Genomic DNA, 26,320 nt, shown 5'->3' with positions numbered 1-26,320 from the left:
TCTTCGCGGAGGGGCTTTTTCCCTCCGCGAAGCTTGTTCAAGTTTTGCGCGGCAGCCGCAGCGCGGCAAAGCGGCTGGCCTGCCCGGTCCCCGCGTCATAGCCCGCCATATCCTCGGCCATGGTCAGCGCATTCAGGATCGCCTCTTCACTTGCCTCGATGGCGGCTTCGAACAGGGCGGAAAGCTGCGCGGGCGCCTGCGTCTCGGGCCGGGCCTGCGTCGAAAACGCCAGCGCATAATCGCCCGAGCCATGCGACAGCGCCGCCCCGGTGCGCGCCAGCCCGCCAAAGGCGCGGGTGGCCAGCCGCCGCAGACCGGCGGCGTCCAGCGCCGCATCGGTCGCCAGCACGATCACGATGGAGCCATCGGCATCATGCGCCGCAAGGTTCTGCACCGGCACCCCGTCCACCCGCAGATGGCCGCCGAAATTGGCCTGCACCAGCACACCCAGCACATGGCCCCCGACCAGCCGCGAGGCGGTGCCGATGCCGCCCTTCAGCCCGAAAGCCACCGTCCCGGTGCCCGCCCCCACGGCGCCCTCGGCCACCGGCCCGCCCCGTGCGGCATCTATCGCCGCCCGCAATTCGGCCACCGTCGGGCGTGCGGCACGGATATCGTTCAGCCGGCTGTCATTGGTTTCGCCCACCACCGCATTCAGCGAAGTCACCCGCTCATTGCCCGGCTGGTCCAGCACATGGCGGTTGATCGCCTCAACCGCCCGGCCCACGGCCAGCGTATTGGTCAAGAGGATCGGCGTTTCCAACTGGCCCAGCTCGGCCAGTTGCGTGGCCCCCGCGAACTTGCCAAAGCCGTTCAGAACGGCAAGCGCCGCCGGGCGCTTGTCCTGAAAGAGATTGCCGGGATGGGCGAGGATGGCCGTGGCCCCCGTGCGGGTGCGGTCCCCTTCAATCAGGGTGACATGGCCCACGGTCACCCCCGCCACATCGGTAATCGCATTCAGCGGGCCAGTCGGATACTGGCCGATGCCATAACCCAGATCCCGCAGCCGCGGCATGTTCCCTCCTCAGGCCCGCCCGTTCGCAGGATGGGCAATATTGCCCATCCTACCCCAGCGCGTCGTTGCAACGCTTGCAGGTGCCGGGGTGCTTGTGGCTGCCGACATCGGGCAGGATCTGCCAGCAACGCTGGCATTTCTCGCCCATCGCGCCCTCAAACACCACGCCGATGCCCGGCACTTCGGGCAGGCGGAACGCCTCTTGCGGCTCGGGGTCGGCGGTAAGCTGGATGCCGCTGGTGATGCAGAGATCGGCGAAGTTGACCGATTTCAGCGCCGCCAGAATCGCCGTATCGGCCACATGCACCACCGGCGCCGCCTCAAGACTGGCGCCGATCACCTTGGCCGTGCGCTGCACCTCCAAGGCCCCGGTCACTACGCGACGGGCGGCGCGGATGCCCTCCCACTTCGCGGCCAGCGCCGGGTTCAGCCAGTCGGCGGGGGTTTCCGGCATATCCACCAGATGCACCGACGAGGTTTCGCCCGGGAAACGGCACAGCCAGACCTCTTCCATGGTAAAGACCAGAATCGGTGCAAGCCAGGTGGTCAGCCGGTGGAAGAGGATATCCAGCACCGTCCGCGCCGACCGCCGCCGGGTGCTGCCCGGCGCATCGCAGTAAAGACTGTCTTTACGAATGTCGAAGTAGACTGCCGACAGATCGGTCGTCGCAAAGGTGAACAGCTTCTGGAACACGCCCTGGAAATCATATTTGGCATAGCCCTGGCGCACCTCTGCATCCAGTTCGGCAACCCGGTGCAGCACCCAGCGTTCCAGTTCCGGCATATCCGCCGGGGCCACCTTTTCAGTCTCGGTAAAGCCCGCAAGGTTGCCCAGAAGGAAGCGCAACGTGTTGCGCAGGCGGCGATAGCTGTCAGCCACGCCTTTCAGGATTTCCTTCCCGATTCGCAGGTCGGTCGTGTAATCCGACTGCGCCACCCAGAGCCGCAGGATATCGGCGCCGTATTCGCCAATCACCTGCTGCGGCGCCACGGTGTTGCCGAGCGATTTGGACATCTTCATGCCCTTCTCGTCCAGCGTGAAGCCGTGGGTCAGCACGCCCCGGTAAGGGGCCCGCCCCTTGGTGCCGCAGGCTTGTAGCATAGAGGAATGGAACCAGCCGCGGTGCTGGTCGGTGCCTTCAAGGTAGAGGTCGGCGATGCCGTCTTCCGACCCGTCCGCGCGGTCGCGCAGCACGAAGGCATGGGTCGAACCGGAGTCGAACCACACATCCAGCACGTCGAACACCTGTTGATAATCCGACGGATCAACGATGCCATCCAGCATCTTTTCCTTGAATCCTTGCACATACCAGACATCCGCGCCCTCGGCCTCAAAGGCGGCGGTGATGCGGGCATTCACGCGCGGATCGCGCAGCAGGAAATCGGAATCGGTCGGCTTGGCGCCCTTCTTGGTAAAGCAGGTCAGCGGCACACCCCAGGCGCGCTGCCGCGACAGCACCCAGTCCGGCCGCGCCTCGATCATCGAATGCAGGCGGTTGCGGCCGGTTTGCGGCGTCCATTCGACCAGTTGGTTGATCGAGTTCAGCGCGCGGGCGCGGATCGTGTCGCCATAGGTCGACATGCCATCGTCCAGCTTGCGGTCGATGGCAACGAACCACTGCGGCGTGTTGCGGTAGATCAGCGGCGCCTTGGACCGCCAGCTATGCGGATAGGAGTGCTTCAGCTTGCCCTTGGCGAGGAGCGCGCCTTGGGCCGCCAGCGCCTTGATATTGCTGACGTTCGCCGGGCCTTCCTTGCCCTCAGGCGTGATGATGGTCTGCCCGCCGAACAGCGGCAGATCGGCGCGATAAGCCCCATCCGGCTCGACATTGTAGGTCATCGGAAGCCGGAACTTCAGCCCCATCTGATAGTCGTCATCGCCATGAGAAGGCGCGGTATGGACAAAGCCCGTGCCCGCATCATCGGTCACATGATCGCCGGGAAGGAGGGGGACATCGAAATCCCACTCGCCGTTACCGCCCTCAATGCGCCGGTAGGGGTGGGAGAGGAATACATCCTGCATGTCCGCAGCAGTCACGTCCCGCAGGCGGGTAAAGCCCTCGACCCGCGCCGATTTCAGCACCGCTTCGGCCAGCGCATCGGCCAGCACCAGAACCTCACCCACCTGCGCCTGCGCGTTTTCACCCAAGTTATCAACGCGGTAGGCGCCATAGGCGATGGCAGGATTGAACGCCACAGCGCGGTTCTGCGGGATGGTCCAGGGCGTGGTGGTCCAGATCACCACCGAAGCACCCTCCAGCTTACCGTCAAGGGGCCGGAACCGCACCCAGATCGTGTGCGAGGTATGGTCGTGATACTCCACCTCCGCCTCGGCCAGCGCGGTCTTTTCGACCGGCGACCACATCACGGGCTTGGACCCCTGATACAGCGAGCCGTTCATCAGGAACTTCATGAATTCGTCGGCGATCACCGCTTCGGCGTGGAAATCCATCGTCAGGTAGGGGTTCGGCCAGTTGCCCGTCACGCCCAGACGCTTGAACTCTTCGCGCTGCACGTCGATCCAGCCTTCGGCGAACTTGCGGCATTCCTGACGGAAGGCCACCACATCCACGTCGTCCTTGTTCAGCCCCTTGGCCCGGTATTGCTCTTCGATCTTCCATTCGATCGGCAGACCGTGGCAGTCCCATCCCGGCACATAACGGGCATCCTTGCCCATCATCTGCTGCGAGCGGACAACCATATCCTTCAGCACCTTGTTCAGCGCATGGCCGATGTGCAGGTGGCCGTTGGCGTAGGGCGGGCCGTCATGCAGGGTAAAGGCCGGACGGCCGGATTTCTCGCGCAGGCGGTCATAGACGCCGATCTTTTCCCAACGGGCCAGCCAGTCAGGCTCGCGCTGCGGCAGGCCTGCGCGCATGGGAAATTCGGTTTCGGGCAGGAAAACGGTGTCGCGGTAGTCGGGCGTGTCGGCGCACATCGGATGCGGTCCTATCGAAGGAGGATATCAGGCAGGTCTGGCGGCGAAACGCAGCGCCAATGTCCCGGCGCCCCTTCAGGACGCCGGGCCGATAATTCGACGCGAGGGCGCGAAGTGACGGCTCATGCGGGGCCTTATAGGGTTGGGGCAGGCGGTGGTAAAGGGGTGCGGCGGCGCACCGCCTTGCAGAGCGCCGTCACCGGGGCAAGAATGGCCCATGTCCAGCGCCCTGCCCCCCCGCTTCCCGATCACTGCCGAGGAAATCGCCCGTGTCGTGGCCGAATTCTATGCCGCGATCCGCAGCCATCCCGGCCTTGGCCCGGTCTTTGCCGCCCATGTCACCGACTGGCCCGCGCATGAGGCCAAGATTGCCGCCTTCTGGCGCAATGCGATCCTTCTGGAGCGCGGCTATGACGGCAATCCGATGGCGGTCCACAAAGCGGCGGGCAATGTGCGCCCCGGCATGTTCGAGGTCTGGCTTGGCCTTTTCGACGCGGTCCTGAGGCGCGAATTGCGGCCCGATCAGGCAGCATCCTGGTCGGCCTTGGCGCACCGGATCGGACAGGGCCTGCGCTATGGGCTGGTCGAGCCGGGCAAATCCGCCGATGGTGTGCCGATGTTGCGCTGAAGCGCGGCCGCCGTCAGCGCCCGGGCGGCACTGGCGGCGGCTTCGGCATAGGCCGGGTCGCGGTGGAACAGCAGGGTGCTGAACAGCCCCTCGATCAGCAGGGCAACCTGCCGCGCCACAAGCTCCGGCTCGGCCGCACCTTCCCCGGCCAAAGTGCGGGCGAGCCAGCTTTCCAGCTTCTTCTTATGGGCGGCCCCGGCCTTGACGGCCGGGTGACCGGGCATGTTGGCCAGTTCCGCCGCCGTCCGCAGAAAGCCGCAACCCCGCCAGCGCGGGCTGCGCGCCTGCCGCGCCAGCCCGTGAAACAGCGCCGCGATACGGTCGGGCACCGGACCCTGCGCCCTGTCATACCAGCGGGCAAAGGCCGCGAGGTTCGGCCCATCGCGCGCCACCAGATAGGCTTCGATCAGGTCATCCTTGGACCGGAAGTGGTAATAAAGCGTCTTCTTCGTCACCCCCACCGCCTCGGCGATGCGGTCCATGCTAATGGCGCGGATGCCCTCGCCATAGAAAAGTTCGGCCGCGCGAAGCAGAATCTGACTGCGGGTATCGGGGGGTGTTTCGGTGTTCATCTATACCGACCAGTGAGTTTATATCAGCCTGCCATCCGGGCATTCTGCCGTCAATCGAAAGGAGGCTCTGATGCCCGAACTTGTGCTGATGGAAACCAAAGGAAACGTGGCGGTCCTGACCCTGAACCGCCCCGAAAAGCTGAATGCGCTGAACTATGCGCTGAACGACCGGCTGCTGGCACTGCTGGACCGGATCGAGGGCGATCCCGCCTTGCGGGCGGTGGTGCTGACCGGCGCCGGGCGGGCCTTTTCGGCAGGGGGTGACATTCCCGAATTCGCCGCCTCGATTCGCGCGGGCGGAGATTTGGCCAGTCGGGAATTTGTAGCGCGGGGCCAACGCCTTACCGCAAGGCTGGAAGCTTTCCCCAAGCCGGTGATCGTGGCGGTCAACGGGCTGGCCTATGGCGGCGGTTGCGAGATCACCGAGGCGGCGCATCTGGCCGTCGCCGTCACCACCGCCCGCTTTGCCAAGCCCGAGGTGCGCATCGGCATCCCGCCCACCTTTGGCGGCACCCAGCGCCTGCCGCGGCTGGCCGGGCGCAAACGGGCGCTGGAGCATTTGCTCACCGGCGACAGCTTTGGCGCCGAACAGGCGCTGGCGATGGGTCTGATAAGCCGGGTGGTTTCCCCCGGCGATCTGATGCCCGCCGCCCTGACGCTGGCCGCCGCCATTACCCGCAACGCCCCGCCCGTGGTGGCACGCATCATTGCGGCGGTCACGCGCGGGCTGAACCTGCCCATCGCCGAGGGGCTGGCGCTGGAGGGTGACCAGTTCGCCCGCGTCGCTGGCAGCGCCGATACCGCCGAGGGGCTGGCGGCCTGGCTGGAGCGCCGCGAACCGGACTGGGGCTGACCCCTGCCCCCATCCTCTCTCCGCAAATATCCTGCGGGGTGGTCCGGAGGGGTGCAAGACCCCTCCGGGGCCGGGCCGGGGCACCCCCGTCTAGGGCTGGCGCCCGGCGGCCCAGCGGTTCAGCCAAGCCAGCCCCGCCAGCGACAGGCCAAGACCAAGGAAGCTCAACACCCGCGTCAGGCCACTCAGCCCCGCCGCGTCGATCAGAAACACCTTGGCCGCCGTCAGCCCGATCACCGCCATCGCCACCCGCCGCAATCCGACCGAGCGGCTGGCGATGGCCTGATAGAGCAGCCCGGCGCCCAGCAGGATCAGCGCGACAGTATAGCTGTAAAGCTCTTCCTGCCGCACCCCCGGCACCGCCAGCCAGTCGCCCTGCCAGAAGCGCCGGATTTCCAGCGCGATCCAGAAGGCCAGAAGCCCGGCCCCGGCACACAACACCCCCAACCGCAGCCGGGGCCAGACCGCAAGTGGCCGCAACCGCAAGGCCAAGGCCAGCATGAGCGCGCCCGGCAGACCATAGGCCAAGAGCAACGTGTCAAAAGGCTGCGGCCCCAGAACCAGACTTGCCGCATGGGGGCCATAGCTGTCGATCAGGGGATTGGCATAGGTCAACGACACAAGGATCAGCCCCGCCGCGATCACGCCTGCCAGCCCGGCCAAGGCCAGCCGCAACCGGCGCAGCCAGCCGCCAAACCCCGCGCGATAGACCTGCACCGCCGCCAGCACCGCCCAAGGCAGCGCTTGCAACGTCAACGACCAATAGGCTTCGGTCATGCCTGGCTGCGCCATCCCGGTCAGCCAGCGGGTGAGCAACAGGTTCACCAGCACCGCCGCATGGCCCGCAACCGCGCTTTCCAGCACACCCAGCGTAAGCGTCCGCGCCATCGGGCGCAGCACGACCCAGGCCGCCGTCAGCCCGGCGATGGTGCCGCCAAAGGCCAAGAGAACCTGCCCCGGTGGCGCCCACATCGCCCAATCCAGCCCCGGGTCCACCAACAGCCGCCAGGACAGCACCGCCACCGCCAACTGCACGAAGGCCCCCATCTCGGGCAGGCGGAAGCGGCGGTCAAGCGCCGCTGCCACCAGCGCCAGCACAGCCAGCGCAAGGGTCAGCGCCGTCTTGGTGGTGATCAGGAACAGCGCCAACGCGATCAGCACCAGCGCCGACAGCGTGGCATGGGCGGCGCGGCGGCGATCCTCGCCATCGGCCTTGGCAAAGCGCAGGGCCAGCGCCACCATGACAGCGGCCAGCGCGATCACCTGCAACGCCCAAGGGTAGGCGCCCAGCACCGGCGAAGGGTTCCAGAGCAGCTCCAGCCCCGCCGCCGTCAGCGGCGCCACCAACACCGCCGCAAGGCCAAAGCCAAGACCGGACAAAGGCCCGATCTGCGGACGCAGCGCGCGGAACGCCGCCGCCGCCGAAATCGCCAGGCCCAGCCCCAGAAGCAGGCTCACCGTCAGCGGAGCTGCAGTTTCCGGCGCCCGCAGCGCAATCTCCTGCCCGCGGAAGGCGGCATAGGCGCCGCCCCAGGACATCGGCTCGGCCACCAGCCGCATCAGGAAGCCCAGCGCGGGCCAAAGCGCCAGATCCTCTGCCCCCTCGCCCCGGTCGGCCCAGAGCAGCAGCAGCACCGCCAACACCGCCAGCGCGGCAAAGGCCAGCATCGCCTCCCCTTCGGCTCCCGGCACCGCCACCAGCGCCAGACTGGCCGCGAGCGTGGCGCCATGGGCCAGCGTCACCGCAAAAGCGGGCCGACCGACGGTCCCCATCGCCAGACGCCAGAGCGGCGGGCCATCCAACTGCGGGATCAGGGCAAAGCCCGCCAGAACCAGCGTGGCCAGCGGCAGCAGCAGCAAAAGGGCCACCATCCCCGGCACCCCTGCCCCGGCCAGAAGCATGAGCCAGCCGCCGCCAAAACCCAAAACCAGCGCCAGAACCGACAGCCAGCGCCAGCCGCGCACCTTGTCCACCGCCAGCCCCGCCGCGGCGATCAGCCCGTAATGGCCGTAAAGCCAGGGCGCGGCCCCGCTGCCATCGCCCGCAACAAACGGCGTCAAGGCGGCACCGACCAGCCCCACCACCACCAGAAGCGGCCCGGAAAACCAGCCCAGCGCCACCGCGCCCGCCGCAGTGACCATCAGACCGCCAAACGCGGTCTCGGGGCCGATCAGCCCGTAAAGCTGCCGCGCCGCCACGATGCCGGCAAAGACCGAGACTATCCCGGCGCCGCTGAAGACCGAAGGCAGATGGGCCGTCGAACTCTGCTCGCCATCGCCATGGCGCCGCCGCAGCCACTCCCCGGCGCCGATCAGCACGAGACCGAACAGCAGCGCCGCCGCAACCCGGGCGGCGGGCGGCAGAAGCCCGTTCTCGATGCCATATTGCACGAAGAACACCCCGGCCAGCGCCAGAGAGGCCGCCGACACCGCATAGACCCAGTTGTCGCGCAGCCATACCATCAGCCGGTCCGCCGGGCCCGGGCCTTTGGGTGGAGGCGGGGCTGCGGAAGCGGGCTCGCCCGTCGGGGTGCGCCGCAGGTCCGGGCGCACCGCCCGCGCGGCGCGGTCCCATGGCGTTTCGGCGCGGGTTTCGGTGGGGGGTTCGGCGGGCGCCGGGGTGTCAGCCGCCACCTCATCCGGCGCGGGCGGCGCATCGGCGGCGGGTTCAGCCGCCGCCGGGGCCGTCGCGGGCGCAGCCTGCGCGGGCACCGGAATCGGGCGGGCGGCAAGCTGGGCCTCCAGCGCGGCGATCCGGCGTTTCAGCCCAGATTGCCCGGCGAAAAGCACGATGATCGACACCGGGATTGCCAAAACGGCCAAAACCAGCAGCGCCAGAATACCATCCATCGCAATGCCCCCGATCAAACCTGAGGCGGCAGCCTAAGCTGCCACCCGGCGCGTGGCCAGTGCGGAATTCCCGCCCCCTTTGCGCGCGCCATTGTGCCCACAGCCGTGCCGCGCCACTGTCGCGCCATGGCAAGCCTGAACATCGGAATCGTGGGGGCGGGAATCGGCGGTCTGGCGGCAGCGGCCCTGCTGGCGCAGGATGGCCACCGCGTGACCATTGCCGAGCGTTTTGCCACCCCCCGCCCGCTGGGTTCGGGTCTGGTTGTGCAGCCGGTGGGGCTGGCGGTGCTGGATGCGCTTGGGGCGGGCGACGCGGCCCGCGCCCTTGGCCAGCCCATTGCGCGAATGCTGGGCCATGCCGGAAAGCGGGTGGTGCTGGATGTGCGCTATCGCCCCGCCGCGCCGGGGCTGGCGATGCACCGCGCGGCGCTGTTTCACCTGCTTTGGCAGGCCGCCGCACGGGCCGGTGTCACGGTGAAAACCGGGGCGGCGGTTACGGATTCCCCGCTGCGGCCCGGGGGCGCCGGGCGCCTGATCCTGCGCGAAGGGGCGCCGCCGCTTGGCCCTTTCGATCTGGTGGTCGATGCGGGCGGGGCCGGATCGGCGCTGTCGCCCCTGCACGCGCGTGCCCTGCCCTTTGGCGCGATCTGGGGCCATGTGCCCTGGCCCCGCGATGCGGCGCTGCCGCAGGACCGGCTGACGCAGCGCTATCTGGGCGCACACCGGATGGCCGGCGTGCTGCCCATCGGGCGCCTGCCGGATGATCCCGGCCCAAGGGCCGCCGTCTTCTGGTCGCTGCCCCGCCCGGCACTTGACCGTTGGGCCGAGACCGACCTTGCCGCATGGAAGGCCGAGGTCGCGGCCTTCTGGCCCGAGATGGCGCCCTTCCTTGTGCCCCTGACCGGCACCGCCGACATGACTCCGGCGCGCTATTCCCATGGCACGCTGCGCCGTCCCTTTGCGCGCCGGCTGCTGCATCTGGGCGATGCCGCCCACCGCGCCAGCCCGCAACTTGGCCAAGGGGCGAATATGGCGCTGCTTGATGCCATGGCACTGGCACAGGCGCTGCGGCAAGGCCCCGCCGATACCGCGGCGGAACGGCAGGCCCGGATGCGCCGCACACACGTTGCCGCCTATCAGGCGATGAGTGCCGCCTTCACCCCGATGTATCAATCCGACAGCCGTGTCCTGCCGCTGATCCGCGACCATCTTCTGGCGCCGCTGTCGCGCCTGCCGGGGGTGCGGCATCTGCTGACGGCGCTGGTCTCGGGCGATCTCATGCCGCCGCTCGGGCGCTGAGGCTGGACAAGCGGCTGCCAGAGGCTACCATCACAAGTGTCAGGAGGCGCCGATGAAAGAACCGTCGATCAACGTCCGGGGCGGCACGCTCGAACCCTGCTCGACCGCACCGCTCACCGGATTTTTCCGTGACGGCTGCTGCAATACCGGCCCGCAGGACCGGGGGCTGCACACGGTCTGCGCCCTGATGACGGCCGAGTTTCTGGCCCTGTCGAAATACCTTGGCAATGATCTGTCCACGCCCCGCCCGGAATATGGCTTTGCCGGGCTGAAACCGGGGGATCGCTGGTGCCTCTGCGCCGGGCGGTTCCTGCAGGCGCATGACGAAGGGGCGGCGCCGCTGGTCCGCCTGAACGCCACCCACGCCAACACCCTGCATGTCGTGCCGCTGGAGGTGCTGGAGCAATACGCGGCGGATTGACCTATTCCGCCGCCGCCCGCGCGGCACCCGGGCGCAGGGTGCCCTCATCGCGCATCAGATCCTCGATGAACACCGACAAAAGCTGTGACCGCCCCGAGACGCCCGCCTTGCGATAGATCGCATTGGTCTGCGCCTTGACGGTGCCTTCCGAGGTTTGCCGCAGCACCGCGATTTCGGCGGTGGACAGCCCCTTGATGGCGAAAAGCGCCACATCCGCCTCGGCCTTGGTCAGGGCCCATTCGCCGAACCGTTCCTGCAACAGATCCATGAAGGCACCCGAGGCACGGCGCAGCCGCTCTTCGGCCAGATGCCGTTCGCGCTGCGCCCGCCAAAGCGACAGCGCCCCCAGAACCACGCCCAGAAACAGCCCCAGCGCCGACAGAATTTCCAGCAACTCGCGGTATTGCCAGGCAAGAGGCCGCGACCACAGCGGAATATAGGACGACAGGATATCGGCAATGAAGAAGAAGGCGCTCAACGCCTGCACGATCAGAATGGCAAGGATGGCCCACGGGCGCTTCATGGACGCGCCCGGTCAGTCTTCGTCGTCATCGCCGCCGCCTGATCCGCTGTTGTCGTCGTCCCCCCCATCGTCTTCCTCGTCGTCGTCTTCCTCGTCGTCGTCTTTGTCATCATCCTTGTCGTCGTCGCTGTCATCGCCCTCCAGCGTGCCCGGAACCAGCCGGCCATCCGCCGCCGTCCAGACATCGCGCAAAATCTCTCCGGTATGGGGATTGAGGATGATCTCGCGCGATTCGCCACCGCGCCACGCAAGGATGCGCACCCGGCCCAGCAAGGTCCGCGAAGTGGTGATATCGGTATAGCCCTGCTTGCGCAGGCGACGGATGATCTTGTCGGCGAAATCGGCCGCAAAAGCGACGCTTGGCAAAAGCGCGGCGGCTGCCCCGACAAACAGGAACTGGCGACGTTTCATAGCTTCAGACCGATGATTTCGGCCCCCTTCTCAACCAGATGAGGCGGTCCGGCAAGGCCGAACCGCCCGTTGCAGTCAATCGAGCAGCATCTCAGCACGCAAGCTCAATCATCATCGCCGTCATCGTCACCGCCGTCATCATCGCCGCTGTCGTCATCACCGCTGTCGTCGTCGCCGCCATCGTCGTCACCGCTGTCATCATCACCGCTGTCGTCGTCATTGTCATCGTTGCTGTCGTCGTCGTCCTCGCCGTCACTGCGGCCACGCCCCTTGTCGTCATCCAGCTTCTCATCGCTGACAGTGCGCACTTCGACACCCGGACTCACGTCGTCGCCGGCCTGAACCTGTTCGGTTTCGGTTTTCAGAATGGCGCCGGTGACCAGATCATACAGCACTTCCACCTTCTGGCCGTCCTTGATCGCCTCGACCTTGGCCAGGGTTGGCCCCACCTTGATCTCGATGCGCGTATAGCCCTGGGCCTGATACTGCGCGACCAGATCATCGCTGGTGATTGCCGCATTCGAGAGCGTGGCGCTCATCATCAGCATGGCCGCGGCATGGAGGAACTTCGTTTTCATGTCCTGTCCTTTTCCTGTCTATGGCACCGGACGGAACATCCCCCCGGCATGACAGCAGGAAACACGGCAGATCAGGCGCCGGCTATTGACCGGGGGTTTAGCTTCGGCCCCCTGATCCCCAAGAAATAGGGCCATAAACCGCAGTTTATGCCGCGAAAACGAAATGGGCCGCCCCAAGGGCGGCCCGACCTTCGGATTGCGCTGACCTCAGACAGCCATCTGCACGCCCAGATGCTTGGCAACCGTGAAGATGTCCTTGTCGCCCCGGCCACACATGTTCATCACGATGATATGGTCCTTGGGCAGGGCCGGCGCGATCTTCATCACATGCGCCAGCGCATGGGAAGGCTCTAGCGCCGGGATGATTCCCTCCAGCTTGCCGCAAAGCTGGAACGCCTCCAGCGCCTCGGCATCGGTGATCGAGACATAGCTCGCCCGGCCGATGTCATGCAGCCAGCTATGCTCCGGCCCAATCCCCGGATAGTCGAGCCCCGCCGAAATCGAAAACCCTTCCAGAATCTGCCCGTCGCCGTCCTGCAACAGATAGGTGCGGTTGCCATGCAGCACGCCCGGCCGCCCGCCGGTCAGGCTGGCACAATGCTGCATCCGGTCGTCCACGCCCTTGCCGCCCGCCTCGACCCCGATGATGTTCACCGAAGGATCGTCAAGGAAGGGGAAGAACAGCCCCATCGCATTCGAGCCGCCGCCGATCGCCGCCACCACAGTATCGGGCAGCCGCCCCTCGCCTTCCTGCTCGGCCAATTGCCAGCGCACTTCCTTGCCGATGATCGACTGGAAATCGCGCACCATCGCCGGATAGGGATGCGGCCCCGCCACCGTGCCGATGCAATAGAAGGTGTCCCGCACATTGGTCACCCAATCGCGCAAGGCATCGTTCATCGCATCCTTCAGCGTGCCGCGACCCGAGGTCACCGGAATCACCTCGGCCCCCAGCAACTTCATGCGGAACACGTTCGGCGCCTGCCGCTCGACATCATGCGCGCCCATATAGACCACGCATTTCAGCCCGAACTTGGCGCAGACCGTTGCCGTCGCCACCCCATGCTGCCCCGCGCCGGTTTCGGCGATGATCCGGGTCTTGCCCATGCGGCGGGCAAGGATGATCTGCCCCAGCACATTGTTGATCTTGTGCGCGCCGGTGTGGTTCAACTCGTCGCGCTTCATATAGACCTTGGCACCGCCCAGATGCGCGGTCAGCCGCGGCGCGAAATACAAGGGGCTGGGGCGGCCGACATAATGCTTCCACAGATCGTCCATTTCCGCCCAGAAACTCGGGTCGGTCTTGGCATATTCATAGCGCTCTTCCAGATCGAGGATCAGCGGCATCAGCGTTTCCGACACGAACCGCCCGCCGAAGATGCCGAAACGCCCGGCTTCGTCCGGCCCCGTCATGAAACTGTTCAACCCGTCCTCGGCCATGGCCCACTCCCCGATGCTGCTGATCAGGGTGTAGCGCCCTTGACGCCCGGGGAAAAGGGGGGCGCTGCCCCCTCGCCCGTTCCGGGCTCTCCCCCGGGATATTTGGACCAAGATGAAAGCCCGCCCGTTCATCTTGGCCCAAATATCCCGCCGGAGGCACGCCCGAGCCGGTTGGTCGCAGGCCAGAGGCGAGAAAAAGAAATGCCGCCGTTTCGCAAGAAACGGCGGCGCAATAGTCTTCAATGCAAGGGGTCAGGCGCCCTTGGCCTCATCCGCCTCATAGGCTTCGATCACGCGGGCGACCAGCGGGTGGCGCACCACATCCTTCGAGGTGAAGTAGTTGAAGCTGACGCCCTTCACCCCTTTCAGAATGCGCTCGGCATCCTGAAGCCCCGAGGGCACGCCGCGCGGCAGGTCAATCTGGGTGCGGTCGCCGGTGATGACCATGCGGCTGCCCTCGCCCAGACGGGTGAGGAACATCTTCATCTGCATGGTCGTGGCGTTCTGCGCCTCGTCCAGCACCACGAAGGCATTCGACAGGGTGCGGCCGCGCATGAAGGCCAGCGGCGCAATCTCGATCCGCTTTTCCTCCATCAGCTTCTGCACCTGCTTGGCGGGCAGGAAATCGTTCAGCGCATCATAAAGCGGCTGCATGTAGGGATCGACTTTTTCCTTCATGTCGCCGGGAAGAAAACCCAGCCGCTCACCGGCCTCGACCGCGGGACGCGACAGGATGATCTTTTCCACCGCGCCAGAGATGAACATCGTCACCCCCACCGCCACCGCCAGATAGGTCTTGCCGGTGCCCGCAGGCCCGATGCCAAAGCCCAGCTCATTGGCGAAAAGGTTGGCCACATAGGTCTTCTGCGCTTCGGTCCGCGGCTCGATCGGTTTCTTGCGGGTGCGGATCTCGATGCCAGAGGCATTGAACATCTCGATCTGCTCGCCTTCGGCGCGGGGCGTGGCGGGCATCGGGCGGCCCATGCGGATCGCGCCGTCGATATCGCCCGCGGCAAGGCCGCGCCCGGCCTCAAGCCGGGCATAAAGCGCGCGCAGCACCGCCGCAGCCTGTTCGCGCGCCCCCTTGTCGCCGATCACCGACAGGCGATTGCCGCGTCGCAGGACATGCACCCCCATCTGGTGTTCGATCTGGGCGAGGTTCCGGTCATACTCGCCGCAGAGGTCGATAAGCAGCCGGTTGTCGGGGAATTCGAGAACGGTTTCCACGAGGTCTTCGGCACGGGTCGGGGGGGTCAGCGCGCTGATGCCCAAAGGGGTCTCCTTCTGTAAAAGGGCCGTAGGTCAAGTCTGCGTCCGCAGCGCCGATCAGGCAAGCCCCGTTTCGACGCCGGGCCAGCCTCTGCCCGTTTCGTGACATCCGGGTGACGTTTTTTCAGGCAACACCGTCGGCACGCCACAAGAGAAAGGGCCGCAGCACCGCTGCGGCCCCCGATCTGGTGGCAGAATTGCCCGGAAATCAGTTCCGGCGCCCCGGAACATAGTCTTTGACCGGCGCGGAATCCGTCTGGTAATTGCCAACCACCGTTCCCGGCGGATAGAGATTGTTGCAGACCGGCAGCCCCGAAACCGGGTCATAGCGGCGGCCGGAATAGCCTTCGGCGCCATCGTCGATGATCCAGCCCTGACAGCCATCGGGGTCATAGGCGATGGCGGCCTCGCCTTCACGCAGGCCGATCTTGTCACCGCCCGAATCCGATGCCGTGGCGATCACCGTATCGGCGCTTTTGGTATAGGGCGTCAGGCCATCGGTGCAGCCCGCGACCAGTGTCAGGCCCGCAAGCCCCAGAACAAGAAACGAGGTTTTTGCCATTTTCATCACCAGCGGTAGCAGACAACTTCAACGCGACGGTTCTTCTGCATCCCGGCAGCCGTGGCGTTGCTGGCGACAGGGCGGCGTTCGCCATAACCGATTTCGCGTTCGACCACGGCGCCGACCGACCGGGCCACCGCCGCCACCGCCGCCGCGCGGCGCTGTGACAAGCGGTCGTTATGGGCATCCGAGGCGCGGCTGTCGGTGTGGCCGTAGATGGCATAACCAAAAGCGCCGGACTTGCGGAAGAAACCCTCAAGCCGCTTGCGGCCCGAGGCAGTCAACTTGTGGCTGTCGGTGGCAAAGAGCGTATCGGTATTCTCGACAAGGCAGGTATTGCGCTTGAGGCAAACCGGCTTGCCGGTCTTGGGATTGACGCGGTCCAGCATATAGCCTTCGACACCGCCATCCGCCCACCAATGCATACAGCCGTCGTCGTCCAGCCAGACGCCCCATTCGATCTTGCCGTAGACATCCGGGGCGCCCTGCGCAAGCGTGGCGGACGCCCCCGCAAGACCGGCCGCAAGCACGGCCCCCCCCATTGCCAAACGGAACGCTATGGACAGAAATGCCATCGCCGCAGTCCCCCGATATTGCGATCTTTACGCCAAACTGAGGATTAGCCTTGCCGACCTGCCCCGGCGAACGCAAGCAAAATATAGACAATCTCGGGGCTTAACATCTAATTGTTGCGTCACCGGCGGCGGTTCGGCCCAAGGTGGTGGCGGAGTCAGCAAAGGCCGTCAGGGAATTCTTACAGCCGCCAAAGAGTTGGACGCCGAAGCTGAGACGCGCACGCGGACCAGCTCTCCGACCCGACCTTGCGGGTCTTCGACATGGACGGCGTGCAGGTGATCGGACTTGCCCACCATCTGCCCGGCAAGGCGGCCCGGCTTTTCATAAAGCACCCCCACCTCGCGGCCCACCATTGCCTCTTGCGCGGCGCGCTGCTGCGCCGTGATCAGCGCCTGCAAGGTCTGCAGCCGGTCATCGGCCAATGCCTCTTCGACCGGCGGTTTCTCGGCGGCGGGGGTGCCCGGGCGGGCGGAATATTTGAAACTGAAGGCCGAACCGAAGCCCACGGCGCGGATCAGCTCCATCGTGTCTTCAAAATCACGGTCGGTCTCGCCCGGGAAACCCACGATGAAATCGGACGACAGCAGGATATCCGGGCGCGCGGCGCGGATACGCTCGACCAGCCGCAGATATTGCTCGGCGGTATGTTTGCGGTTCATCGCCTTGAGGATGCGGTCGCTGCCCGATTGCACCGGCAGATGCAGATAGGGCATCAGCGCCGGCAGATCGCCATGGGCGGCAATCAGGTCATCCTCCATGTCATTGGGATGGCTGGTGGTATAGCGCAGCCGCTCCAGCCCCGGGATGGCCGCCAGTGCCCGGATCAGCCGGGCAAGGGTCCAGTCGCCGCCCTCGCCCGCGCCGTGATAGGCATTCACGTTCTGCCCCAGAAGGGTGATCTCACGCACGCCGCGTTCCACCAGCTTTGCCGCCTCATCCAGAATGCGGGCGCCGGGGCGGCTGACTTCGGCGCCGCGGGTATAGGGCACCACGCAAAAGGCACAGAACTTGTCACACCCCTCCTGCACGGTCAGGAAGGCGGTCGGGCCGCGCGGCGCCTTGCGGGCGGGAAGCAGGTCGAACTTGTCCTCGACCGGGAATTCGGTATCGACCTGCTGGCGCCCGGCCCACGCCATTTCCGGCAGCCGGTGATAGGCTTGCGGTCCCACCACCAGATCAACCAGCGGCATCCGCCGCAGAATCTCGTCGCCTTCGGCCTGCGCCACACAACCCGCCACCCCGATCTTGAGGTTCGGATTGGCCGCCTTCAGCGGCCGCAGGCGGCCAAGGTCGGAGTAAAGCTTTTCCGACGCCTTTTCGCGGATATGGCAGGTGTTCAGCAGCACCATGTCGGCGCCCTCGGCCTGATCGGTCAGAACATAGCCCTCGCCGCCCATGGCTTCGGCCATACGCTCGCTGTCATAGACATTCATCTGACAGCCATAGGTCTTGATGAAGAGCTTTCTGGGTTCGGTCATGGCATCCTCCGGCAAGCGGACGGCATAAGCCAAGATCGCGCGTTTCGCAACGCGGCAGGCTTGCAATGCACGCTGCCTTCACCGATTCTGTGCCCGATGGCCAAAGACCGGCTCAGGACACCGCATGAGATACGCATCCCTTTCCGCCTTCCTCGAACAGGGCAAGGCGGCCTTTGCCAAGGGCCCGCTCGCCCTGATCTTCGCCGAAGACCCGGTCGAGGTGGACACCACCCTGCGCCACCATCTGGCCGCGGGCTTTCCCCATGTCGCCCTGTTGGCCCCTGAAGGGATCGAGGTTCCGCCCGCGCTTGAGGCGCTGGTGCATCGCGTGATGCTGGATGTTCACCGCGAGAATGCGGTGTTCGATGCCATCAATGCGGTGATCGCCGCCGCGCCAGAGATTTGGCTCTATTACTGCTACAACGCCGAATACCTGTTCCACCCCTTTTGCGAAACGCGCAATGTCCGCGAACTGATCGCCTTTCACGTCGAAGAGCGGCGGACGGCGATGCTGTCCTATGTCATTGATCTTTATGCCGACGATCTGGGGCAACATCCCAATGCCGTCTCGCTTGAACGGGCGCATCTGGACAGGTCGGGTTATTACGCGCTGGCCCGGCCCGATCCGGCCAACCACAATTACCCCAAAGAGCGGCAACTGGATTTCTTTGGCGGGTTGCGCTGGCGGTTTGAAGAGCATGTGCCGGTGATCCGCCGCAAGATCGACCGGATCGCGCTGTTCAAGACCGCGCCCGGACTGGTGCTGCGCGGCGATTACACCTTTTCGGACGAGGAATATAATACCTACGCATGCGCGTGGCACCACAACATCACCACCGCCATTGCCAGCTTCCGCACCGCCAAGGCCCTGCGCAGCAACGCCGGGTCGATGTTCGACATCCATGATTTCAGTTGGCACAATTCGGTGCCGTTCCAGTGGCACAGCCAGCAACTGATGGACCTTGGCCTGATGGAACCGGGTCAGTGGTTCTGACGCCCGCCTTGCCCGCCCCCGTCTAGCCCTGCCGCCGGAAAGTCAGGTAATGCGGTTCGCGCCCCTCGCGCAGCGCCTTTTGTTCATAGCGAGTGGAATACCAGTCGGCCCATGCCCCACCCAACCCCGCCTCTGCAATCAGGTCGAAGCCGGCCTGCGGCACCTCTTCCAGCGTCTGGCGGACGTAATCGGGAATGTCGGTGGCCACCCGGAATTCGGCCCCCGGCGCCATCACCCGCGCCAAAAGCGCCAGATAGCCGGGCGTCACAAAACGGCGGCGGTGGTGGCGGGCCTTGGGCCAGGGGTCGGGGTAATTCAGGAAAACCTTGCTGACACTGGCTTCGGGCAGCACATCGAAGAGGTCGCGCACATCGCCCGGATGCAGCGCAAGGTTCTGTACCCCGGCCTTGCGGATCTTGCCCAAAAGCATGGCAATGCCGTTCACGAAAGGCTCGGCCCCGATCAGGAAGACCTGCGGATTGGCCGCGGCCATATGCACCAGATGCTCGCCGCCGCCAAAGCCGACCTCAAGCCACAACGGACGCCCGCCGGTGAAATCCAGCGACACGGCATCGCGCCCGGGGTTTTCAGCCGGGGTCACGCCCTTGAGGCGCAAGGGCTCAAGATCGGTTTCCAGATAGTCCTTCTGGCTGGCGCGCAGGGTCTTGCCATGCACGCGGCCATAGAAGTTCCGCCGTTCACCCTGCCCTGCCGTGCTGTCCATCTGTCCCTCCGGGTCGCGGCGGCCTCTTCGCAGGCGCGGGGGCGCGGGTCAAGGGCGGGGCGCCGCGGCTATTGCTGCACGGCGCCAACCGGACCGGGCGCCCCCGCCACAGGCGGATAACCTTCATAGCCTTCGTTGGGATCGGTGCCGTCCTGCCCGTCAGCCCCTTCGCGCGCCACGGCCTGAAACATCCCGCGCTCCACCTCGTGCAGATAGGGGATCAGCAGGAGGATCGGCGGATTTTCCCGCTCGATATAGGTCTTGGCGCGGCGCATCGCGTCACGCCGCAGTTCGGCAGGCAGCCGGTCCAGTCTTGTATCTGGCGCCCGGCTGATCGGCGACCAGCGCGGGCCACCCAGCCAGACGGCGGCGAACATGACCTTGGCCCGGACATCATCGGTGCCGCCGACGATCAGGCTGTCATAGAACATACGGTGGACTTCCTGCCATGTCGCCTTGTGAAAAACCGGGCCATCCTCGTTGCCGATGCCGCACCAGGCGTCATGCATCGCGGCGGCATTGGCGAATTCCCGGCTGCGCGGATTGCCGACGATGGGCACGAAGATCTGCGGGATCGAGGCGCCATCGGTCAGCGTGCCGGTGGGTGCCGTCCAGCCCCGGCCTTCGCCATCGACAAATTCAAGGCTGCGCGCCGTGGGGTGGAACACATAGGGCCGGCCTGCAATCTCGACCTTTTCCGGCTGCAATTTCACTGGCGAGTTGCGGAAGTAACACCCTGCCCCCGCACCCACCGGGCATTCCCGGCTGTTGGCGGGCAGCGTGCGCGCAGCGGTGGGCAGATCGGCGGGAACGCAGGCGGTCAGAAGGGCAAAGGTGCCAAAGGCGGGCAGAAGGCGCGAAAAGATCATGGGACAACCGTTTGAAGTGCTGCCCATGGCTAATGCAAAGGCGCGCCCTCTGGCAAGGGCGCGCCCGGTTTGCAGCGCCAAAAGCGGTCAGACCGCTTTTTTCAGCGCCTCGACCAGATCGGTCTTCTCCCAGGAGAAGCCACCATCCGCCTCGGGTGCGCGGCCGAAATGGCCATAGGCGCTGGTGCGGGCATAGATCGGACGGTTCAGTTGCAGATGCTCGCGGATGCCGCGCGGGGTCAGGTCCATGACCTCGGCCACAGCCTTTTCGATCTGGGCGGCATCCACCTGCCCGGTGCCATGGGTATCGACATAGATCGACAGCGGCTTGGCCACACCGATGGCATAAGACACTTGCAGCGTGCAGCGGTCCGCCAGCCCGGCGGCCACCACGTTCTTGGCCAGATAGCGCGCGGCATAGGCCGCCGAACGGTCAACCTTGGTCGGGTCTTTGCCGCTGAAGGCGCCGCCACCATGGGGCGCCGCGCCGCCATAGGTATCAACGATGATCTTGCGGCCCGTCAGGCCCGCATCGCCATCCGGCCCGCCGATGACAAAGGTTCCGGTCGGGTTGACGTGCCATTCGGTCTTCTTGGTCAGCCAGCCTTCGGGCAGAATCTCGCGGATATAGGGCTCCACGATGCCGCGGATCACCTTGGAGGTCTGCCGCTTCGACGTGTGCTGGGTGGACAGCACGATTGAAGTCACCTCGACCGGCCTGCCACCTTCATAGCGCAGGGTGAGCTGGCTTTTGGCATCCGGGCCCAGTGTCGGCTCGGCACCCGATTTGCGCACCTCGGCCAAGCGGCGCAGGATGGCATGGGCATATTGGATCGGCGCCGGCATGAACTCGGGCGTCTCACGGGTGGCATAGCCGAACATGATGCCCTGATCGCCGGCGCCGTCGCGGTCCACGCCTTGGGCGATATGGGCCGATTGTTCGTGCAGATAGTTGTGAACCTTGATCTTTTCCCAGTGGAACTTCTTCTGTTCATAACCGATGTCGCGCACGGCATCGCGCACGATGGCCTCGACCCGGCCCACCATCTCGCGGGTCTTTTCCTTGGTGGACAGCCCCACCTCGCCGCCGACAACCACCCGGTTTGTGGTGGCAAAGGTCTCGCAGGCGACGCGGGCGTTCGGCTCTTCGGTCAGGAAAGCATCCAGCACCGCATCGGAAATACGGTCGCAAACCTTGTCGGGATGGCCCTCGGAAACCGATTCCGAGGTGAAAACATAGTTCTGACGGCTCATGGGAAGCGCTCCATTGGGATCATTCCGCCTCGCCAGGAAGCCGTTGAGGCGGATCGCAAGCTGCCTAGGCGCTTTGCGGCGCAGGGTCAAGCAAGGCTGTGGCGGCGGCGCCAGATGGCCAGCCCCAGCAGACCCGCCAGCAACAAAAGCACCGGAATTTCGCCAAAACGGGCATAGGGCGTGGCCGACAGCGCACCCGGAAGCGCCACATCCAGCGCGCCTTCGGTGCCGAAGGGCAAGGCGGCAACCTGCCGCCCGCGTGCGTCATAAACGGCGGTGACCCCGGTATTGGCCGCCCGTGCCAATGGCAGCCCGAACTCCACCGCGCGCAGCCGGGCAAGGGCCGCGTGTTGAAACGGGCCGGTCAGGGTGCCGAACCAGGCGTCATTGGTCACCTGCAACAGCCAGCCGGGGCGGCTGGCGGCGGCGCGGATGTCCTGCGGAAAGACCGCCTCATAGCAGATCAGCGGCAAAATCTCGCCCAGTTTGCCCCCCAGATCCATAATTTGGGGGCCGGGACCAGCCGTATAGCTCGCCCCCGCCTGCGAGGCGAAGGCGCGCAGCCCGAACAGCCGATAGGCCAGATCGCCCGCAGGAATATACTCGCCAAAGGGCACCAGATGCGCCTTGTCATAGCGCGCGATTTCGGTGCCGTCCGGGGCGATGACCGTCAGGCTGTTCCACGCCTGCTCACCCGCAACCCGCTGCAACCCCAGCGCCACCGGCGCGCCACCCGCAGCAGCCGCGATCATGCCGGCAATCTCGGGGTGGCGGTCCAGAAGATAGGGCAGCGCGGTTTCCGGCCAGACCACCAGATCTGGCACGGCCCCTTGCGGCGCCGACAGCCGCAAAAGCCGGTCGAAATGCGTCGCGGCAAGGTCGGGATCCCATTTCAGCCGCTGTTCCGCATTGGGCTGCACCAACCGCAGGGTTACACCCGGCGCCGCCGGATCAGGCTGCGACAGGGCAATCAGCCCCCAGCCCCAGCCCGCCGCCACCTGCGCCGCCGCCATCAGCGCCCCGGGCCAGCGCGGGCTGGCCAGCCCCGCCGCCGCCAAAAGCGTCAGCAGTGTCAGCCCATAGCCGCCAAACAGCGCCGCCCCCTGCAAAACCGGCGTGTGAAACCAGACATGGCCCGGCAAGGCCCATGGAAACCCGGTCAGCACATGGCCGCGCAGCATCTCGGCAAGGGTCAGCGCGGCAACCAGCCCCAACGCGCCCGGCACGAACCGCCGCGCCAGCACCGCCACCCCGGCCCAGAACAACGCCAACCCGAAGGCCAGCCCGACCAAGGCAAAGGGGGCCATCCAGCCATAGGTCTCCGGCTCGACCATGAAAGGCTCGACAATCCAGTTCAGCGCGACGGCAAAATGCCCCGCCCCGCCGAACAGCGCGAGCCAACCCGCGCCCCGCGGCGCCCGCAGCACCAGCCGGATCAGCGCCGCAAAGCCGGCAAGCGCGGCAGGCCACCAGCCCAGCGGCTCTTGCCCCAGCGCAGCGACAGCGCCCGCCGCTGCGGCAAGGGCCACGGGCCGCAGCCCCGGCCAGCCTGCGCGCAGCGCCTTCATCTCATTCAGCCACGGCAGCCGGGGTTTCGGCAGGGGCAACCCCGGGCAGGCGCACCCGCAGCCGCTTGATCCGGCGGGCGTCGGCGTCGATCACCTCGAACTCCACGCCGCTTTCATGGGTCACGATCTCGCCCCGCGCGGGCACCCGGCCAGTGCGCAGAAAGACCAGCCCGCCCAAAGTGTCGATCTCGCTGTCATCCTCGTCCTGACGCAGGCGCAGGCCGATGGCCGCCTCGAACTCTTCCAGCGGGGTCAGCGCCTGCGCGACATAGACCCCCGGCTTTTCCTCTTTCCAGAGGGCGCCCTCGGCCTCGTCATGTTCGTCCTCGATCTCGCCGATCACGGTTTCGATCAGGTCTTCGATGGTGACCAGACCGTCCACCCCGCCATATTCGTCGATCACCAGCGCCATATGCACCCGGTCGCGCTGCATCTTCTGCAAGAGCGTGCCCGCAGGCATCGACGGCGGCGCGAACAACACCGGGCGCAACAGCCGCTTGAGGCTGAACCGCGCCGAGGCGCCAAAGCCGTGCTGCAACGCCAGATCCTTGAGCAGAACCAGCCCTTGCGGATGGTCCAGCGTGCCCTTGTAAACCGGCAGGCGGCTGAAGCCATGTTTGCGGAACACCTCGACCAGCTCATCCTTGCCGATGTCCAGCGGCACCGCGACGATTTCCACCTTGGGGATGGCCACATCATCCACCCGCATCCGGCGCAGATTGCCCAGACCCGGGTGCAACGCGGTTCCGCCGCCGCCCGCCGCGGCCCCTTGCCCCGACCGCTCTGCATCCTGTGGAGAAAGCGCGTCAAGCAGACGCCCGAAAAATCCGCGTGTCGGAGGCTCTTCGCCCTCGCTTCTGTCTGCCACGCGCGGCGCTACAGAAGAGTCTTCGTTCGTACTGCCCATTGGTCCTTGGTCCGAAGGCGCCCGTCCGGGGGCGCAGTTATGAATATGGGTCAGAAAGGCCAAGGCGCGCAAGTATCGCCACCTCGGTTGCTTCCATCAGATCGCCGTCGTCGGGCTCAACATGGTCATAGCCCAGCAGATGCAGAAACCCATGCACCACCAGATGGGTGGCATGATCCGCCATCGGCTTGCCCGCCGCAGCGGCCTCTGCCGCGCAGGTTTCATAGGCCAGCGCGATATCGCCCAACTCCTCGGGGTCATCGGGGTCGCCCGGCTCGGGCAGATCGGGCGCGGTGCCGGGGGTTTCTGCCGCACGCTCCTCGCTGGGCCAGGACAGCACATTGGTCGGCTGCGGCTTGCCGCGAAAATCGGCGTTGAGTTCGGCAATGCGGGCATCGTCGCAGCCCATCAGGCAGAGGGTGAAGCCCGCCTGCCCAAGGCCCAGTTCCTCAAGCGCCGCCACAACAGCGCGGGTTGCCAGCGGCTCAAGCCCCAGCGCCTCCCAGCGGTCATCCTCGATGACGATATCAACCAGCGGTTCCATGGCCGCGCCCTATCCTTTGTGCTGCGCCACGGCAAGCGGCAGGCCGCCGCATGGGCGGATCACAGCGCCTTCTTGTAGCCCAGATGGCTTTGCTCATAGCCCAGCCGGTCATAAAAGGCATGGGCGCGGTGGCGGCTCTTGTCGGTGGTCAACTGGATCAGCACCGCCCCGGCGGCGCGGGCGCGCGCCTCGGCCTCGGCCATCAACAGCGCCCCGACGCCAGAAGACCGCAGGTCTGCCGCGACGCGCACCGCCTCGACCAGCGCGCGGGTGGCGCCCTGCCGCGACAGGCCGGGCAGCAGGGTCAATTGACAGGTGGCCACGATCCGGCCCGCCTGCTCCCCCACGATCAGATGCTGCGCCGGGCTGGTGACAATCGCGTCAAAGGCGGCAAGATAGGGCGCCATGTCAGCCGTTTCGCGGGCCGCACCCAGTGGATCATCGGCCAGCATCGCCACCAAAGCCGGCACATCGCCGCGCCGGGCAAGGCGAAAGGTCACAGCCATGCGCCGCGCCCCGTGCCCACCGCCGCCGCAACCGTGGCGAAACCGCCGCGCGCCAGCGCCGCATCCAGCCCCCGCGCCACCCGCGGCACCAGCGACATGCCCTGATAGACCATCGCCGAATAAAACTGCACCACCGAGGCGCCGGCGCGGATCTTCTGATAGGCGTCTTCGGCCGAAGAAATGCCGCCCACGCCCACCAAAGGCAACTTTCCTTCGGTCAGTTGCGAAAGCTGCGCCAGAACCCGGGTAGACTTTTCGAACAACGGCACGCCGGAAAGGCCGCCAGCCTCGGCCTTGCTTACACTTTTCAAACCTTCGCGCGACAGCGTGGTGTTGGTGGCAATGATCGCATCCAGACCGGAGGCCAAAGCCACTTCGGCAATCTCGGCCAGCTCATCGCCGCCCAGATCGGGCGCGATTTTGAGAAAGACCGGAATGCGCCGCGCCAACCCGCTGCGCACCTCCATCACCCCCGCCAAGAGCGCCGACAGCGCCGCCCGCCCCTGCAGGTCGCGCAGCCGTTCGGTGTTGGGGGAACTGACGTTGACGGTGGCGAAATCGACATGCGGGCCGCAGATGGCCAGCACCCGGGCGAAATCGGCGGCACGGTCGGCACTGTCCTTGTTGGCGCCAAGGTTCAGCCCCACCGGAACCGGCCCCTGCGGACGGGCGGCCAGCCGGGCCGCAATCGCCTCGGCGCCCTCGTTGTTGAAACCGAAACGGTTGATCACCGCCCGATCCTCGGTCAGGCGGAACAGACGCGGCTGCGGATTGCCCGGTTGCGGGCGCGGCGTCGCGGCCCCCACCTCGACAAAACCAAAGCCCGCCCGCGTCAGCGGCGCAATCGCGGTGGCGTTCTTGTCATATCCCGCCGCCAGCCCCACCGGATTGGGCAGCGACATCCCCGCCAGCGTGCAGGCCAGCCGCGCCGAAGTCACCACCCCCGGCAAGGGCACCAACCCCGACCGCAGCGCCGTCAGCGACAGACCATGCCCCCGCTCGGGGTCGATCCGGTGCAACAGGGCAAGGCCCAGACGTTCGGTCAGGCTCAAAACACACCTTCGGGAAAAATATGACCGCTGGCGCCAAGGGGCAGCGACTTGTCCCAGACCACATCGGCAAGGGTCAACACGCGGAAGAGATGCGGGAAAAGCGCCCCACCCCGTGACGGCTCCCATTTCAGGGCCGCCCCCAGACGGGCAGCATCGCAGGCCACCAGCACAAGGTCGCTTTCGGTGGCAAAATGGCGGGCTGCCGTCTCGGCCAGTTGCGGCGCTGCGGAAAAATGGATGAACCCGTCGGCCAGATCGACGGGCGCCCCGGCGGTCTCGCCCGCGGCGCGGAAAGCATCCCATTCGGGGCGGCGGAAAATCTTGTAGATCAGCATGGCGCGGTGATGCCCCGTTGTGCCCTGCGGGTCAATGGGCAAGGGCGTCTGGGGGCAAGGCATCGCCGCCCCGTCACGGGCCTGTCACCCCTTCAGACGAAAGCTTTTGACAGGTGGCACGGCAAAGGCCGACCATCGCCCCACTCCACGCAGC

26 protein-coding genes and 1 riboswitch are annotated in these 26,320 nt (G+C 66.2%); of the genes, 5 read left to right on the top strand and 21 right to left on the bottom strand.

Annotation, left to right across the window (positions count from 1 at the left end; all coding sequences use genetic code 11):
• Positions 1 to 37: 37 nt before the first annotated feature.
• Both HS053_RS10325 and ileS read right to left on the bottom strand, forming a co-directional pair.
• Complete coding sequence (locus tag HS053_RS10325; protein WP_174211159.1) at positions 38 to 1,015, bottom strand: P1 family peptidase; 978 nt, start codon at positions 1,013 to 1,015, stop codon at positions 38 to 40.
• Between the two features lie 49 nt (positions 1,016 to 1,064).
• On the bottom strand, positions 1,065 to 3,953 hold the full coding sequence (ileS, locus tag HS053_RS10320) for an isoleucine--tRNA ligase (protein ID WP_174211158.1): 2,889 nt from the start codon (positions 3,951 to 3,953) through the stop codon (positions 1,065 to 1,067).
• A gap of 217 nt (positions 3,954 to 4,170) precedes the next feature.
• On the opposite strand from ileS, the gene HS053_RS10315 reads away from it, so the two are divergent.
• Positions 4,171 to 4,581 (top strand): group III truncated hemoglobin, encoded by a 411-nt coding sequence (locus HS053_RS10315; protein WP_174211157.1) that lies wholly within the window; start codon positions 4,171 to 4,173, stop codon positions 4,579 to 4,581.
• On the opposite strand, the gene HS053_RS10310 is transcribed toward HS053_RS10315, so the two are convergent.
• Positions 4,527 to 5,153, bottom strand: a complete 627-nt coding sequence (locus HS053_RS10310; protein ID WP_174211156.1) for a TetR/AcrR family transcriptional regulator — start codon at positions 5,151 to 5,153, stop codon at positions 4,527 to 4,529. The two genes, HS053_RS10315 and HS053_RS10310, sit on opposite strands and share 55 nt — an antisense overlap.
• A gap of 70 nt (positions 5,154 to 5,223) precedes the next feature.
• On the opposite strand from HS053_RS10310, the gene HS053_RS10305 reads away from it, so the two are divergent.
• Positions 5,224 to 6,006: a crotonase/enoyl-CoA hydratase family protein gene (locus HS053_RS10305; protein WP_174211155.1), complete on the top strand. Its 783-nt coding sequence runs from the start codon at positions 5,224 to 5,226 to the stop codon at positions 6,004 to 6,006.
• 90 nt (positions 6,007 to 6,096) lie between these two features.
• On the opposite strand, the gene HS053_RS10300 is transcribed toward HS053_RS10305, so the two are convergent.
• Positions 6,097 to 8,856 carry a DUF2339 domain-containing protein gene (locus HS053_RS10300; protein WP_174211154.1) on the bottom strand — a complete coding sequence of 920 codons (2,760 nt, stop codon included), beginning with the start codon at positions 8,854 to 8,856 and terminating at the stop codon, positions 6,097 to 6,099.
• Positions 8,857 to 8,982: 126 nt separating this feature from the next.
• Between HS053_RS10300 and HS053_RS10295 the strand changes: the two genes are divergently transcribed.
• Positions 8,983 to 10,155, top strand: a complete 1,173-nt coding sequence (locus tag HS053_RS10295; RefSeq protein ID WP_174211153.1) for an FAD-dependent oxidoreductase — start codon at positions 8,983 to 8,985, stop codon at positions 10,153 to 10,155.
• A gap of 52 nt (positions 10,156 to 10,207) precedes the next feature.
• Complete coding sequence (locus HS053_RS10290) at positions 10,208 to 10,576, top strand: DUF2237 family protein (RefSeq protein ID WP_174211152.1); 369 nt, start codon at positions 10,208 to 10,210, stop codon at positions 10,574 to 10,576.
• Between the two features lies 1 nt (position 10,577).
• On the opposite strand, the gene HS053_RS10285 is transcribed toward HS053_RS10290, so the two are convergent.
• The 8 genes from HS053_RS10285 to miaB form a co-directional block, all read right to left on the bottom strand.
• Entirely contained in the window at positions 10,578 to 11,099 is a 522-nt protein-coding gene (locus tag HS053_RS10285; RefSeq protein ID WP_174211151.1) for a helix-turn-helix transcriptional regulator, read from the bottom strand.
• 12 nt (positions 11,100 to 11,111) lie between these two features.
• On the bottom strand, positions 11,112 to 11,510 hold the full coding sequence (locus HS053_RS10280; RefSeq protein ID WP_174211150.1) for a hypothetical protein: 399 nt from the start codon (positions 11,508 to 11,510) through the stop codon (positions 11,112 to 11,114).
• Between the two features lie 104 nt (positions 11,511 to 11,614).
• Positions 11,615 to 12,088: a PepSY domain-containing protein gene (locus HS053_RS10275; protein WP_174211149.1), complete on the bottom strand. Its 474-nt coding sequence runs from the start codon at positions 12,086 to 12,088 to the stop codon at positions 11,615 to 11,617.
• Positions 12,089 to 12,295: 207 nt separating this feature from the next.
• Positions 12,296 to 13,528 carry a tryptophan synthase subunit beta gene (gene trpB, locus HS053_RS10270; protein WP_174211148.1) on the bottom strand — a complete coding sequence of 411 codons (1,233 nt, stop codon included), beginning with the start codon at positions 13,526 to 13,528 and terminating at the stop codon, positions 12,296 to 12,298.
• A 252-nt stretch (positions 13,529 to 13,780) separates the two neighbouring features.
• On the bottom strand, positions 13,781 to 14,800 hold the full coding sequence (locus tag HS053_RS10265) for a PhoH family protein (RefSeq protein ID WP_174211147.1): 1,020 nt from the start codon (positions 14,798 to 14,800) through the stop codon (positions 13,781 to 13,783).
• 205 nt (positions 14,801 to 15,005) lie between these two features.
• Positions 15,006 to 15,359 carry a hypothetical protein gene (locus HS053_RS10260; protein ID WP_174211146.1) on the bottom strand — a complete coding sequence of 118 codons (354 nt, stop codon included), beginning with the start codon at positions 15,357 to 15,359 and terminating at the stop codon, positions 15,006 to 15,008.
• 5 nt (positions 15,360 to 15,364) lie between these two features.
• Positions 15,365 to 15,889 (bottom strand): OmpA family protein, encoded by a 525-nt coding sequence (locus tag HS053_RS10255; RefSeq protein ID WP_347233316.1) that lies wholly within the window; start codon positions 15,887 to 15,889, stop codon positions 15,365 to 15,367.
• A gap of 213 nt (positions 15,890 to 16,102) precedes the next feature.
• A complete protein-coding gene (gene miaB / locus HS053_RS10250; protein ID WP_174211144.1) occupies positions 16,103 to 17,413 on the bottom strand; it encodes a tRNA (N6-isopentenyl adenosine(37)-C2)-methylthiotransferase MiaB in 1,311 nt (436 codons plus the stop codon).
• 124 nt (positions 17,414 to 17,537) lie between these two features.
• Between miaB and HS053_RS10245 the strand changes: the two genes are divergently transcribed.
• Positions 17,538 to 18,407, top strand: a complete 870-nt coding sequence (locus HS053_RS10245; protein WP_174211143.1) for a glycosyltransferase family protein — start codon at positions 17,538 to 17,540, stop codon at positions 18,405 to 18,407.
• A 22-nt stretch (positions 18,408 to 18,429) separates the two neighbouring features.
• Here HS053_RS10245 and trmB read toward each other — a convergent pair whose 3' ends face one another.
• The 9 genes from trmB to HS053_RS10200 all read right to left on the bottom strand — a co-directional run bounded on the left by trmB (position 18,430) and on the right by HS053_RS10200 (position 26,166).
• Positions 18,430 to 19,131: a tRNA (guanine(46)-N(7))-methyltransferase TrmB gene (trmB, locus tag HS053_RS10240; RefSeq protein WP_174211142.1), complete on the bottom strand. Its 702-nt coding sequence runs from the start codon at positions 19,129 to 19,131 to the stop codon at positions 18,430 to 18,432.
• 68 nt (positions 19,132 to 19,199) lie between these two features.
• Positions 19,200 to 20,000 (bottom strand): DUF1353 domain-containing protein, encoded by an 801-nt coding sequence (locus HS053_RS10235; RefSeq protein ID WP_174211141.1) that lies wholly within the window; start codon positions 19,998 to 20,000, stop codon positions 19,200 to 19,202.
• A gap of 87 nt (positions 20,001 to 20,087) precedes the next feature.
• Positions 20,088 to 21,254, bottom strand: coding sequence for a methionine adenosyltransferase (gene metK / locus HS053_RS10230; RefSeq protein WP_174211140.1), 1,167 nt, complete (start codon positions 21,252 to 21,254; stop codon positions 20,088 to 20,090).
• Between the two features lie 6 nt (positions 21,255 to 21,260).
• A riboswitch (SAM-SAH riboswitch) is annotated at positions 21,261 to 21,309 on the bottom strand.
• A gap of 31 nt (positions 21,310 to 21,340) precedes the next feature.
• The gene (gene lnt, locus HS053_RS10225) at positions 21,341 to 22,822 is read right to left on the bottom strand and encodes an apolipoprotein N-acyltransferase (RefSeq protein ID WP_174211139.1); all 1,482 of its coding nucleotides are present in this window, start codon (positions 22,820 to 22,822) and stop codon (positions 21,341 to 21,343) included.
• A gap of 1 nt (position 22,823) precedes the next feature.
• Positions 22,824 to 23,729 (bottom strand): hemolysin family protein, encoded by a 906-nt coding sequence (locus tag HS053_RS10220; protein ID WP_174211138.1) that lies wholly within the window; start codon positions 23,727 to 23,729, stop codon positions 22,824 to 22,826.
• 37 nt (positions 23,730 to 23,766) lie between these two features.
• Complete coding sequence (gene ybeY / locus HS053_RS10215) at positions 23,767 to 24,273, bottom strand: rRNA maturation RNase YbeY (RefSeq protein ID WP_174211137.1); 507 nt, start codon at positions 24,271 to 24,273, stop codon at positions 23,767 to 23,769.
• 59 nt (positions 24,274 to 24,332) lie between these two features.
• On the bottom strand, positions 24,333 to 24,779 hold the full coding sequence (locus HS053_RS10210) for a GNAT family N-acetyltransferase (RefSeq protein WP_174211136.1): 447 nt from the start codon (positions 24,777 to 24,779) through the stop codon (positions 24,333 to 24,335).
• A complete protein-coding gene (locus tag HS053_RS10205) occupies positions 24,770 to 25,831 on the bottom strand; it encodes a quinone-dependent dihydroorotate dehydrogenase (RefSeq protein WP_174211135.1) in 1,062 nt (353 codons plus the stop codon). The genes HS053_RS10210 and HS053_RS10205 overlap by 10 nt, the downstream gene beginning before the upstream one ends.
• Complete coding sequence (locus HS053_RS10200; protein WP_174211134.1) at positions 25,828 to 26,166, bottom strand: DUF952 domain-containing protein; 339 nt, start codon at positions 26,164 to 26,166, stop codon at positions 25,828 to 25,830. The genes HS053_RS10205 and HS053_RS10200 overlap by 4 nt, the downstream gene beginning before the upstream one ends.
• Positions 26,167 to 26,320 lie beyond the last annotated feature (154 nt).

Origin of the sequence: Tabrizicola fusiformis (assembly GCF_013328815.1) — a bacterium.
Lineage (GTDB): Bacteria > Pseudomonadota > Alphaproteobacteria > Rhodobacterales > Rhodobacteraceae > Fuscibacter.
Note: the sequence above shows the minus strand (reverse complement) of the source record. Positions and strands in the feature narration are given on the sequence as shown.